General features: G+C 71.4%; 8 protein-coding genes. 5 read left to right on the forward strand and 3 right to left on the reverse strand.

The genetic code is table 11. From position 1 onward, the window contains the following. Positions 1 to 11: 11 nt before the first annotated feature. Both WMF24_RS14310 and WMF24_RS14315 read right to left on the reverse strand, forming a co-directional pair. Positions 12 to 1,313 carry a UDP-glucose dehydrogenase family protein gene (locus tag WMF24_RS14310; protein ID WP_437736951.1) on the reverse strand — a complete coding sequence of 434 codons (1,302 nt, stop codon included), beginning with the start codon at positions 1,311 to 1,313 and terminating at the stop codon, positions 12 to 14. Between the two features lie 287 nt (positions 1,314 to 1,600). Then, positions 1,601 to 3,283, reverse strand: a complete 1,683-nt coding sequence (locus WMF24_RS14315) for a L,D-transpeptidase (RefSeq protein WP_437736952.1) — start codon at positions 3,281 to 3,283, stop codon at positions 1,601 to 1,603. Here WMF24_RS14315 and WMF24_RS14320 point away from each other — a divergent pair. After that, positions 3,253 to 3,819, forward strand: coding sequence for a GNAT family N-acetyltransferase (locus WMF24_RS14320; protein WP_437738805.1), 567 nt, complete (start codon positions 3,253 to 3,255; stop codon positions 3,817 to 3,819). The genes WMF24_RS14315 and WMF24_RS14320 overlap by 31 nt on opposite strands. A gap of 583 nt (positions 3,820 to 4,402) precedes the next feature. On the opposite strand, the gene WMF24_RS14325 is transcribed toward WMF24_RS14320, so the two are convergent. Further along, complete coding sequence (locus WMF24_RS14325) at positions 4,403 to 5,161, reverse strand: CDP-alcohol phosphatidyltransferase family protein (protein ID WP_437736953.1); 759 nt, start codon at positions 5,159 to 5,161, stop codon at positions 4,403 to 4,405. Positions 5,162 to 5,512: 351 nt separating this feature from the next. On the opposite strand from WMF24_RS14325, the gene WMF24_RS14330 reads away from it, so the two are divergent. From WMF24_RS14330 to WMF24_RS14345, 4 genes are all read left to right on the forward strand, one after another. Further along, positions 5,513 to 6,439, forward strand: coding sequence for a ParA family protein (locus WMF24_RS14330; protein WP_437736954.1), 927 nt, complete (start codon positions 5,513 to 5,515; stop codon positions 6,437 to 6,439). Then, positions 6,436 to 7,185, forward strand: a complete 750-nt coding sequence (locus WMF24_RS14335) for a hypothetical protein (protein WP_437736955.1) — start codon at positions 6,436 to 6,438, stop codon at positions 7,183 to 7,185. The genes WMF24_RS14330 and WMF24_RS14335 overlap by 4 nt, the downstream gene beginning before the upstream one ends. Continuing rightward, on the forward strand, positions 7,175 to 8,086 hold the full coding sequence (locus WMF24_RS14340; protein WP_437736956.1) for a hypothetical protein: 912 nt from the start codon (positions 7,175 to 7,177) through the stop codon (positions 8,084 to 8,086). The genes WMF24_RS14335 and WMF24_RS14340 overlap by 11 nt, the downstream gene beginning before the upstream one ends. A gap of 451 nt (positions 8,087 to 8,537) precedes the next feature. Then, positions 8,538 to 12,413 carry a M36 family metallopeptidase gene (locus WMF24_RS14345; protein ID WP_437736957.1) on the forward strand — a complete coding sequence of 1,292 codons (3,876 nt, stop codon included), beginning with the start codon at positions 8,538 to 8,540 and terminating at the stop codon, positions 12,411 to 12,413. The last annotated feature ends 2 nt before the right edge of the window (positions 12,414 to 12,415 follow it).

The following is a 12,415-nucleotide window of genomic DNA, read 5'->3' on the forward strand; positions in this document are numbered from 1 at the left end:
CGCGCGGCGCGCTACTTCCGGCCGATGCCCGTGTAGGTGAACCCCATGCCGCGGAGCTCTTCGGGCTCCCAGACGTTGCGCCCGTCGAAGAGCACCGGGGCGCTCAGGATGCGCTTCAGCCGGTGGAAGTCGGGGCGCCGGTACTCGTGCCACTCGGTGACGACGACGAGCGCGTCCGCGCCCTCGGCCGCGCCGTACATGTTGTCGCTGAGGAGGATGCGATTGCCGTAGATCGCCCGCACGTTCGGCATCGCCTGCGGGTCGTGCGCCTGGACCGTCGCGCCCGCCTCGAGCAGCGCGTCGACGAGCGTGAGCGCCGGCGCCTCGCGGATGTCGTCTGTCTGCGGCTTGAACGCGAGCCCCCAGACAGCGATCGTCTTGCCCTTCAGCGCGCCGTCGAAGTGCGCGCTCACCTTGCTCCCGAGGAGCCGCTTCTGCCGCGCGTTGATCCGCTCGGTCGCCCGGACGATCTCCAGGTCGTGCCCGACCGAGGCCGCTGTGTAGAGGATGGCCGAGAGGTCCTTCGGGAAGCACGACCCGCCGAACCCCGGGCCGGCGAAGAGGAACTTCGTGCCGATGCGCGGGTCGGCCCCGACGCCCTTGCGCACGAGCTCGATGTCCGCGCCGAGCTTCTCGGCGAGCACGGCCAGGTCGTTCATGAACGAGATGCGCGACGCGAGGAGGGCGTTGGCGGCGTACTTGGTGAGCTCGGCCGACCGCGCGTCCATGAGCTGGATGCGATCGCTCGCCCGGACGAACGGTTTGTACAGGCTGCGCAGGATCTCGCGCGCCTTCGGCTCGTCCGAGCCGATGATCACGCGGTCCGGCTTCATGAAGTCGTTCACCGCGTCGCCCTCCTTGAGGAACTCCGGGTTCGACGCGACGGCGAACGGCTGCGTCGTGTGCGCGCCGATGATCTGCCGGAGCCGGTCCGCCGTCCCGACCGGGACGGTGCTCTTCGTGGCGATCACCTTGTAACCATTGAGGTTCTTGCCGATCGTCTCGCCGACGGCCTCGACGGCGGAGAGGTCGGCGGAGCCGTCATCGGCCTGGGGGGTCCCGACGGCGATGAAGACGATCTCCGCGTCGCGGATGGCGCCCGCGACATCCGTGGAGAACCGGAGCCTGCCGTCGCGCGTGTTCTTGGCGATCAGCACGTCGAGGCCGGGCTCGTAGATCGGCATCTCTCCGCGCTTCAGCATCTCGATCTTGGCGGCGGACACGTCGACGCAGGCCACGTCGTTCCCGAAATCCGCGAATCCCGCGCCGGCCACGAGGCCGACGTACCCTGTTCCCACGACGACAAGCTGCATGGGCGGGACGCTACCACGACTCCGCTGCTGTTCGAGCGGGCAGTCGCGCGAAGTGTGACCTGCGATCGATCCGTCCCGCCCCTGCAGCGTACGGCGTCGCGCGGGCGCCGCCCGGCGCTGGGCCGCGGGCGCTCGACGCGCGTCGGCGCTGCACCCTCCGCAGCGCCGACGCAGGGTCGGCCGCTGTAGCGTCCGCCGCTGCAGCGTCGGCCGCTGGAGCGTCACGGCTGGAGCGTCGGTCGCCAGAGCGCCGGCTGCGCCGCTGGATCTCCGCGGCGCGGCGCGGCTCAGGGGTGCACGAACACCACGGTTCCGGTGAGCGAGCGCGCGGCGCCGTGCCACCCTGGCGGGACGGCGGGCTCGGTCCAGAAGAAGAGTCGGCGCGCGTCCTCCGGCGACAGGTTGAGGCAGCCGTGGCTCTTGGGCCGGCCGAACTTGTCGTGCCAGTAGGCGCCGTGAAGCGCATACCCTTCCTCGAAGTACTGCACGTACGGCACGTCGCGCAGCTCGAACTCCTCGCCCGCGGTGTCCGAGTCCATGGTGATGGAGACGTACTTCGTGTGGATGCGGAAGATCCCGCGCTTCGTCGCGGTGCTGGACTCGTGATCTTCGAGCCCCGCCTCGCCGCTCGAGATGAGCGTGGCGTAGACGGGCTTCGTGCCCTCGTAGGCGACGAGCACCTGCTTCGTGAGGCTGACGTCGAGCCACTTCTCGCCGTTCTTGCCCCACGCCGGCATCTTCTTGGCGGGGTCGATGCGGCCGGCGTGGCGGTCGTCGATCCACTCGCCGTCCTTCGTCTCGTAGTGCAGCTTGCCGCCGAAGAACTGCTGCTTGCCGGTCAGCGGCACGGCCGCGCGCCACTCGAGCTCCCCGGCCGCGACGAGCTTCTTGCCCTCCACGCGCCACCGCTTGCCGCCGGGGCGGCGCACGAGCGCGAAGGGGAAGTCGATGTCCTTGCCGATCTCGACGCCGTGGTAGTCGGAGCCGCGGATGGGGCGGAAGCGGTCGGCGGGGACGACGCGCAGATCGGTCGTGACGTTGTAGCGCCGGCCCTCGTGGAGGAACGACTCGATGAAGCCCATGCCGTTGCGCCGCGAGATCTCGTCGATCTTCACGGCGTCGTCGGTCTTGATGAGGCCGGAGAGGTTGGGGGCGCGCCGGCCGTCGCGCAAGAACCAGGGGATGTCGCGGTCGGTGATGCGCTGCGCGAGCGCCTCGAGCGCGGGCGGGGCGGGCTCGGTGCGCCACTTGAGCCACACGTCGAGGCCGTAGGTGGCGCCGCTCTGCTCGTCCTTGGCCCAGCGGTCGAGGTGCTTCTTGAGGCTCGGCTCGTGGCGCGCGACGTCTTCCTCGGTGGGGATGCGCGCGTACGCGGGGCCGCCGCGCGTCACGATGCCGTACATGTACGGGAGCTTGTGGGTGACGTCGGGGCGGCGCGACGCGGCGCGGACGATCTCGTGATCGAGGTCGAGCGTCGCGTCGGGGCCGAGGCACACGTACCCGAACGGCTTGATCTTGCGGAAGCCGCCGGGGCACCCGTCCGTGCCGGCGGGCTCGGGGTCCATCTCGACGATGGCGCCGGCGCGGAGGAAGCCGACCCGCTTCGCGCTGGTGCTGGGCCGCGCGTAGACGCGGGTGAGCATCGCGATGCTGGCGAGCCGCGGGCTGCCCTCGGGGGGCGGCGGGGGCGGGGTGGCGACGCCGCTCAGCGAGACGATGGGCGGGCCCACGGGCTGCCCGGGCGGCGGCTCGTCCTCGGCAGCCGGGGCGGCGGCGGACGCCGCGGCGGCGGCGGAGGAGGCGCTCGCGGGCTTCTGGCCGTCGCCGGGGGCCTGGAGCTCGACCGGCGAGTCGGGGGCGCTCCCGGACTGGCCGCAGCCCGGGAGGAGCGCGGCGAGGGCGAGGAGCGCGAAGGCACGGCGGCTCGCCGCGGGCGTGGCTGCGGCGCGCGTTCGGGGCGGCGTGTCCATGGCGGGACGACCCTAATGCACGGGCGGGGGAGGGAGGCCAGTTTTCGGCGGGCCTCTGGCGACGTCGGGCGGGGCCGCGCCGGAGCTTCCAGCTCGCCCTGGCGCCGAGCGCGGCGCCGGCGATCATGAGGGCCCACACCGTGCACTCGATCGAACACCGCATCAGCCCCGCCGTGAGCAACGACGATATCGATGCGCTCTTCGCCGCCTCCTGGCCGGCGCACGAGCCGACCGATTTCGCGCGGCGGCACGCGCACAGCCTCGCCTTCGTGTGCGCGTTCGCCGACGAGCGCCTGATCGGCTACGTCAACCTGGCGTGGGACGGCGGCATCCACGCCTTCCTGCTGGACACGACGGTGCACCCGGCTCACCGGCGCCGCGGCGTCGGGCGCGATCTCGTGGCGCGCGCGGCCGCCGTGGCGCGCGAGCGCGGTATGCGCTGGCTGCACGTGGACTTCGAGCCGCACCTCGCGGGCTTCTACCGGGGCTCGGGCTTCGGGCCGACCGAGGCCGGGCTGATGCGGCTCGGCGGGTGAGGTCCGCGACCGCCCGAGGCGCTGTCCGGCGCGACGACCGTCCAGACCTCACGGAGCTGGCTTCGGAGGCCCTCCGGTTCGGTCTGGGATCGACCGGACCCCCTCGCGGGGGGCGCGGGCAGGTCGTGACCTGCCGGCGCGGGCTTCGGAGGCCCTCCGGCAGGGTCTCGGATCGACCGGACCCCCTCGCGAGGGGGCGCGGACAGGTCGTGACCTGCCGGCGCGGGCTTCGGAGGCCCTCCCGCAGGGTCTCGGATCGGACGCGACCCCCTCGCGGGGGGCGCTGGCAGGTCGCGACCTGCCGGCGCCGGCCTCGGAGGCCCTCCGGTTCGGTCTGGGATCGACCGGACCCCCTCGCGAGGGGGCGCGAGCAGGTCGCGACCTGCAATCTTCGGCCTCGGAGGCCTCCCCGTTCGGTTCCGGATCGACCGGAACCGCCTCCCGGGCGCTAGAGCAACAAACGGGTTGAACCCGCCTGAAACGAGCAGAACTTCGAACTGCCAAGACGCCAAGAAATTGTCTTCTTCTTGGTGTCCTTGGCGCCTTGGCGGCTCATTTCTCGCTCGATCAACGTGATCGTGTCCTAGGACCGGCCGAACCTGAGCAGCAGCCCGAGCCAGCCCCTCGCCAGGTAGAGGAGGTTGATCAGCACGTAGATCCAGAAGAACACGTCGAGCCGGTCCGCGATCGCGAACGCCCAGATGTGGCTCGGATAGTGGTTCAAGAAGCGCAGGAACGTCGTCACGAGCCCCGCCGCCCGGGCGACGGGCGACCGGGGGCGCTCCTCGGAGACCGTCTCGTAGTAGGCGGCGACGGACGTCTCCTTGCCGCTGATCTCGGGGCGGCGGACGAAGTTCGTCAGCGAGATCGCCGAGGCGATCACCGCGACCCCGACCACGCCGGCGAGCAGGAACCGCGCGTCGCCAGCGGGCCAGAGCGCCGCGTCGAGGCCGAGCCCGCCGGCGCGGAAGAGGCGGATCGACAGGGCCCCCGAGAGGAGCACCGCCTTGAGCTCGTCCGTGAAGAAGTCGAAGAGGTGGCCCTCCTTCGACGCGAGCTGCTTGTGGCGCGCGAGCATCCCGTCGGCGCAGTCGAGGAGGTAGCTCAGCTCGAGCACGGCGATCGCGGCGAGGCCCCCCGCCGCCGTGGGCACGGCGACGAGCAGCGCCGCCGCCACGACGAACACGGCGAGGTTGAGCAGCGTGACCTGGTTGGGCGTGATCGAGGTCCGCGCGAGCAGCGCGACGACGCCGCCGGCGAGCGGGCGCATCACGTACGTGTTGAAGAGCTGATCGTGCTTCTTCCGCGTGGCCAGGTAGATCTGCTTCGCTTCGCCGAACATGCGCGGCGCATCCTAGTACCGCGTCGCCCACGGACGAAACAGCGGCGGTGAACCGTCGCGATCCGTCGGAGCTACCGGCACCTCGAGGGCGTGGCCACCGATCGCACCCGGTCGGAAGCGATGGCCCCAGCCCGGGCCCGACCGCCTGGGCTCGCCGTTCGGGAACTCGCCATCGCCGAGCGGACCACCTCGGGCTGCCGTGACCGCCTGGGGTGCAGCGCGTGGTGGCGCGTCACGGCGGCGCTGAGCCGGCCTGCCCCACGGGGGAGCTCTGCGTGCGAGGTGCGATCTCGGCCGCCTCGCTTCCCCAGGTACTCCTGTATTCCGCCGGAACTTCCGGGCGGTACGGCCGTGGCGTATGCTCCCACCGGCATGCCGGACCGGCCGAAGCAGAGCGTCCTCGCGGTGCAGAACATCAAGGGAGGGGTCGGCAAGACGACGATCGCCGTCAACCTGGCCGCGCTCCTCGCCGAGAGGCACCACCGGCGCGTCCTTTTGATCGACGCCGATCCGCAGTGCAACGCCAGCCTGTACCTGCTCAGCGACCAGCGCTTCGAGGCGAGGACGCGCGAGGACAAGGCGCGCCGGGAAGGCAACCTCCACGATCTGTTCCATGGCGACGTGCGGTACTTCGACGTGGTGAGCGGGAAGCCGCACGGCCCGCTGCGCAAGGTGAGCGACTACCTGGAGCCCGTGCGGACGTGCGCCGGCGGGGGCTCGCTCACCCTCGTGTGCGGGAGCGCCAGGATGTTCGAGGTGCAGGAGATCGCGGCGGAGATCGTCGTGTCGCGCATCAAGAAGTGGCTGCCCAGGGCCGGCGGTGCGTACGAGCACGTCGTCATCGACTGCCCGCCGAGCATCAGCAGCGTCAGCCTGGCGGCGCTCAAGGCGGCGGACAAGATCCTGGTCCCGATGACGGCGGATCAGTTCTCGCTGCACGGGCTGCCGCTCCTGATGAGAGCGCTCAGGGAGTACAAGAAGGTCCTGGACATCAAGGCGAAGGTCGCCGGGGTCGTGCTGAGCATGTTCCCGCCGTCGAGCGACGCCGTTCAGCGTGCCAAGGCAGAGCGGTACGTGACGGCGATCAGCGATCTGTGCGCGGCGCAGAAGCCTGCGGTTCGCTGCCTCTCCGCGGTGATCTCCAGGGATGAAGCCTACCGTGACTCGTTCGAGCGGAACGAGCCGCTGCCGTTCTCCGGCAATCCGGACCACGTGTGGCTCATCGACGAGCTTGAAGCGGTCGCGCAGGAGGTGGGTCTTCTGGGAGGTGCGCCGTGACGAGCGCCGAGCGTAGAGGCAGTGATGGTGTACGAGCATCGCGAGCGCTGCTGAGCCTTATCGAGGAGCACTCTGCGGACGATTTCCAGGCCGCCGAGGCGATCCTCGGCGGGCAGAAGGAGCTGGCGCAGGTCCTCCAGCTGCTCCGCGACTTCAAGCGGCAGCAAAGCCCTGGGGACCAGGAGCCCGTGTCGTTCGAAGGATTGCGCGAGATCGTGAGGAAAGAGCTCATTGAGCTTGCCCGAGCCAATGCCGGTGTCGAGCAGCTCATTCGCGGTTGGTGCGAGAACCTTGCTGGCCTATTACCAAACTCAACGTTCGAAGACACAGTCGAACAAATTCTTGCTTGGGTGGAGAGCAGATATTCCAGTCCCGCAAATAGAGTGTCCAATTTTGCGGATATGCTCCGTGTTGCGTCTCGTGCTGCAGGGCCGGATCATGAGCAAAGGATCGAGGCACTTCTCCGCCGGCTCGCGATCTCGGCACTCGCCGACAACGTGATCATGTTGCCGACGCTGTACTCCATGGCGCAGCTCCGAACCAGGTGGGCGCCCACTCCGCTGCCCTACAAGGCTCAAGAGTCGCGCCAGCACCTCGCCGAGCGGCTCATCAAGGACGCGGAGCGGCTTGCGTCCGAGAAGATCGATGAGATCACGGACGGCTTGCTGTCCGAAGGCCTGCGCGGCCCTGCCGACCGGGCGATCGCGGAGACACGCCGGAGGAACAAGAAGGCCCATGGCGAGTAAGCGACAGCGCCGCGACTCGCCCCGCGAGAAACTGCTCGCGGAGGTTCGCCGGCAGGTCTCGCGCCGGCTCGGAGGCGCCGGCTCGGAGCTCGCGGCCTCCCAGCAGACGCTCGCCTACCTGAACTGGCTCGCGTGGCACTGCAGCGGGTTCGCGACGGTCCCGGCGTTCCTGGACGCGGCACGAGCGGACATCCTCGCCATCTTGCACGCAGGCGCGCTCGGGGTGGAGCGCACCGCCCATGTCCACGCCCGGAGCCTCCTGGAGAACCTCGTCCGGCACTGCTACTTCGACTCGCGCCCCTCCCTGTTCGTTGCCCGCTCCCTCCTCCCCGAGGAGGACGTGAGAGACGTCTGGGCCGACCTGCTCAAGGAGATCCAGCGCCTTCCACACTTCCAGCCTGCGCTCGGCGACGCTGCCGAAACGGGCTTTCTGTTCTCCGAGGTCGAGCACGCCTACCAGCAGTCGAGCCGCTTCGTGCACGGCTCCACCGCGCGCTACCGGAGCCTCTACTGGAACATCCGTTCGATCGCCCTCGATGCGGAGCGCGCCCGGGACCTCGATGCCGCGCTCCGGCGCCTCGGCGAGGCCTGCCTGCTCCTCCTGGCGCTGTATCACCTCGGGCCCTACTTGCTCGTGTCGCAGCCCATCCGGCGCTTCATGTTGCGTGACGCGATGGACGCCGGCGGGCGCGCCCGCTTTCTGCGCTGCATGGAGTCCGTTCCCGTGACGTGGGCCCAGCACCAGCGCGCTGCAGCGCTCCGCGCCTGGCGGGAGCGGAAGCGCAAGCCCTTTCCGACGAGCGATGGCTTGCTGCTCGACAGGAGGGGGCTCACGCTTGTCGCGAGCCCAAGATCGTCAATGAAGTCGCAGGTTTCTGCGCTCAATCCTGGCCGACGCTGAGGGCGATCAGCAGCACCCTCCGGCCGCCGTCGAGCTGAAACGGCGGCCCTCCTCCGACCTCCCGCCGCGCCGCTTCTCGACCTGCGCGGCCCAGCCGGGGCTGCTCCGGTGCCCGTCCCGCGCCGCGTCCGCTTCGCACGCGCTCGTGCCGCACGCCTGAATCGTTCCGGCGCTCCGGGCGCCTCCTCGCGGTGGAACACGCGCTGCACAGACCTGTTTCCCCCGCGCTTCGCTCAGGTAGCGCAGAGCCCGTCGGCCGCGTTCGCCCGCTCCTGTCGCGATCGCCGGCGCCCGGCAAGGCCGCTGCGCGCGTCGCCGAGCGGCTTCCCTCGTGCGGCGAGAACGTTTATCAAAGGTGCTTCATTGAACGGGCGAGTTCCCACGGGAACGGAGCCATCCGGCGGGAAACACCGCTGTTCAGCTGCGCACGGTCGCGCACGGAGAAGATCGGATGAAGCGTTCCATTCGCGGTCTCACGCTCTCGCTGGCGCTCTTCGCAGGCCCGCTCGCGCACGCGCAGCCCGGCAAGCTGCCCGACCTCAACGCGTACCTGCTCGCGCCGAAGGCCGCGAGCGCCCCGGCGGATGCGCGCGCCGCGGCCGCCGCGCGCGCCGCGCGCGCGGGCGGGATCGTCACGGCCATCGACGAGCAGCGCGGCGTCCCGAGCTTCCTCTGGGCAGCGCAGGGGGGCGCGCCCGCCGGCGTCGCGGGCGTCAGCCCCGAGGCCGCCGCGCGGCTCCACCTGGTCCGCTTCGCCGAGACCTACGGCCTGTCCAGGGCCGCGCTCGGGACCGCGCGCGTCGTCCACGTCCACGACCTCGGCCAGGGGCCCGTCATCGTCACGCTGCGCCAGCGCGTGGACGGCGCCGACGTGTTCCAGACCGACGTGAAGGTGCTCATGCGCCAGAACCTCGAGCTCGTCGCCATCTCGGGCAACCTGCACCCGGCCGCCGTGCCCGCAAAGGCGAGCTCGACGCGGCGCGCGTTCCGCCTGTCGCCGGCAGAGGCGCTCGCCGCCGCGCTCGAGGACCTCTACGGGATCCACCCCGGGCCGGGCGGCGTCGTCGACACGAAGCGCGACACGGGCGATTACCAGGCGTTCGACCTCGCGCCGAAGAGCGCGCTCCGGGCCGCGGGCCTCCACCTCGTCGAGCCGGCCCGCGTGAAGAAGGTCCAGTTCCCGATGCCGGACAGGCTCGTGCCGGCGTACTTCGTCGAGTTCATCTCGGGAAAGGTGAAGTCCGTCTCCTCGGACGCCTACGACCACGTGATCGCGGCCGACGACGGCCGCGTCCTCTACCGCCGCAACCTCGTCGAGAACGACGCGTTCACCTACCGCGTGTGGGCCGAGACGACGGGGAACGGCCGGCCCCTCGACGGGCCGCATGCCGACTTCCTTCCGCACCCGACCGGGGAGCCGGACGGATCCCAGCCGGCGTTCGTCCCGGCGCAGCTCGTCTCGATGGAGGGGTTCAACACGAGGCCGGGCGGCGGCGTCGATCCGTGGCTGCCGCCGAGCGCCGTCCAGACCCGCGGCAACAACGTGGACGCGTACGCGGACCACAAGGACCCCGACGGCTACTCGAACGGCGACCTCCGGGCGATCACCACCTCGGACAGGACGTTCGACCATGTCTACGACCCCCTGCTCGATCCGCTGGCGAGCGAGGCGCAGACGATGGCCGCCGTGACCCAGCTCTTCTACGTGAACAACTGGCTTCACGACTGGTACTACGACTCCGGCTTCACCGAGGTCGCCGGCAACGCCCAGCAGGACAACAAAGGCCGCGGCGGCCTCGGCGGCGATCCGATGCTCGCCGAGGCGCAGGACGGCGCGCTCACCGCGGAGCGGCCGCGCAACAACGCGAACATGACGGCGATGTCCGACGGCGCGTCGCCGCGGATGCAGATGTACCTCTGGAACAGCCAGGATGTCCGGCGCACGCTGACCGTCGCGCCGGGCGGCGCGAGCCTGAGCACCGCCACGGCCGTGTTCGGCGCCGAGAACTTCAACGTGTCGGCCGACGTCGCGCTCGTCGACGACGGCGTCGACCCGATCCCGGACGACGCGGTGGACGGCACGCGCGACGGGTGCGAGGCGCCGCTCCACGACGTCACGGGCAAGATCCTGCTCGTCGATCGGGGCGGCTGCACCTTCAAGCAGAAGGCCGTCAACGCCGAGGCCGCCGGCGCCGTCGCCCTCGTCCTCGCCAACAACGCGCCCGGCGCGCCCGCGCCGGCCATGGGGAACGGCGCGCCCGAGGACGCCGTGGTGACCATCCCGGCGCTCTCCATCTCGTTCGAGGAGGGGAGCACCCTGAAGGCGGCGCTGCTCGAGGGGCCGGTCACGGCCGCGATGGAGCGCGTCCTCGGCGTCGTGCGCGACGGCACGATCGACAACACCGTCGCCGCCCACGAGTGGGGGCACTTCATCCACCGGCGCCTGACCCAGTGCGGCACCACGCAGTGCGACGCGCAGAGCGAGGGCTGGGGCGACTTCATCGCCCTGCACCTGGCGCTGCGCGAGGGCGACGACCTCGGCGGCATCTTCGCGACGTCGATCTACGCGTCCGAGGAGAGCGGCGACAGCGGCTACTTCGGCGGCCGCCGGGCGCCCTACACGGTCGACCTCGCGAAGAACGGGCTCACGTTCAAGCACATCTCGGACGGCGAGGCGCTGCCGGAGCACCCGATGAACGAGGGCGGCGGGACGGAGAACTCCGAGGTCCACAACGCCGGCGAGATCTGGGCGCTCATGCTGTTCGAGGCCTACGTCGGGCTGCTCACGCGCGAGGACGAAGGCGGCCGCGTCTACACGTACGAGGAGGCGCGGCGGCTCATGTCGGACATCGTCGTGGCGGGGATGAAGCTCGCGCCGACGGACGCGACGTTCACCGAGCAGCGCGACGCCCTGCTCGCGGCCGCGTACGCGCGCAGCGAGGGCGACATGATCGCGCTCGCGAACGGCTTCGCGCGGCGGGGCGCAGGGACGTGCGCCGTGTCCGCGCCGCGCGCGTCGGACGACCTCGTCGGCGTCGTCGAGGGCTTCGATCTGACGCCGCGCGCCGCCGTGTCGCTGGGGCAGCCGCGGGACGGCGTGCGCTCGTGCGACGAGGACGGCTTCCTCGACGCGGGCGAGCGCGGCACGGTGAGGCTCGAGGTGCGGAACGCGGGCCCGATACCGCTCCGCGGCGCCGCGGCGACCGTCTCCTCGACGAACGAGCACGTGTCGTTCCCGGACGGGACCGCGGTCGTGCTGCCCGAGATCCCGCCGTTCGGGGCGGGGACCGTCGAGATCCGGGTCGACGCGGACGAGGCGGTGGCCGCGATGGAGACGCTGGAGCTCCGCGTGGAGGTGGTCGCCCCCCGGGCGTGCGAGACGGAGGTCGTCGGCGTCGTCGGGGCGCGCCTCCACGTCGACGACGCGCCGGGGACGTCGACCGTCGATTCGGTCGAGAGCGAGGTGCCCGTCTGGGAGGCGACCGGGAAGGAGGCGGACTCCATCTGGTCGCGCGAGAAGACCGACCTGACGAACCACGCGTGGCGCGGCGTCGATTTTCCGAGCCTGTCCGACACGCAGCTCGTCTCGCCGCCGCTCTCGGTCGGGACGACCGAGCCGCTCGTGATCACCTTCAGCCACCGGTACTCGTTCGAGATCACGCCGGCGACGGACGCCGAGGCGGCGATCCACTGGGACGGCGGGCTCATCGAGATCAGCGACGACGACGGCGCGACGTGGAAGGACGTCGCGGCGTTCGCCGATCCGGGGTACGGCGGGCCGATCGGCAACACGGTCGACGAGCCGTCGGTGAACCCGCTCGCCGGCCGCGAGGGCTTCGTGGGCGCCAACGAGCAATGGCCGGCGCAGGAGCAGGTGACGCTGGACCTCGGCACGGCGTTCGCGGGCAAGACGGTGAAGGTCCGCTTCCGCATCGGCACCGACGCTGCCGCGGGCGATTTCGGCTGGGAGATCGACGACATCGAGCTCCGCGGCGTCACGAACCGGCCGTTCGGCGCGATCGTCCCCGACGCGCCCGGGTGCGGTGAGCCGCCGACCGGCGAGGGCGGCGCCGGCGGCGAGGGCGGTGAAGGCGGCGAGGGAGGCGAGGGCACCGGCGGCGACGGCGGGGCCTCCGGCGGCGAGGGCGGGGCGGGCGGCAGCGGCGGCGCCGACGCGCCGACCGACAACCCCGCGCCGTCCGGCGAGGACGACGGCTGCGGCTGCGAGGTCGCCGGCGGCGCGACGGCGCCGACCGCCGCGGGGCCGCTGGCCGCGCTCCTGGCGATGGCGCTGATCGGACGGCGGCGTCGCCGCGGGGTCGCCTGACC

This window comes from Sorangium sp. So ce1335 (assembly GCF_051521615.1).
Classification (GTDB): Bacteria; Myxococcota_A; Polyangia; order Polyangiales; family Polyangiaceae; genus Sorangium.

Excerpts from the sequence above, each read along its gene's own strand:
- WMF24_RS14310 (WP_437736951.1), bottom strand. The coding sequence starts at position 1,313 with ATGCAGCTTGTCGTCGTGGGAACAGGGTACGTCGGCCTCGTGGCCGGC.
- WMF24_RS14315 (WP_437736952.1), bottom strand. The coding sequence starts at position 3,283 with ATGGACACGCCGCCCCGAACGCGCGCCGCAGCCACGCCCGCGGCGAGC.
- WMF24_RS14325 (WP_437736953.1), bottom strand. The coding sequence starts at position 5,161 with ATGTTCGGCGAAGCGAAGCAGATCTACCTGGCCACGCGGAAGAAGCAC.
- WMF24_RS14340 (WP_437736956.1), top strand. The coding sequence starts at position 7,175 with ATGGCGAGTAAGCGACAGCGCCGCGACTCGCCCCGCGAGAAACTGCTC.
- WMF24_RS14345 (WP_437736957.1), top strand. The coding sequence starts at position 8,538 with ATGAAGCGTTCCATTCGCGGTCTCACGCTCTCGCTGGCGCTCTTCGCA.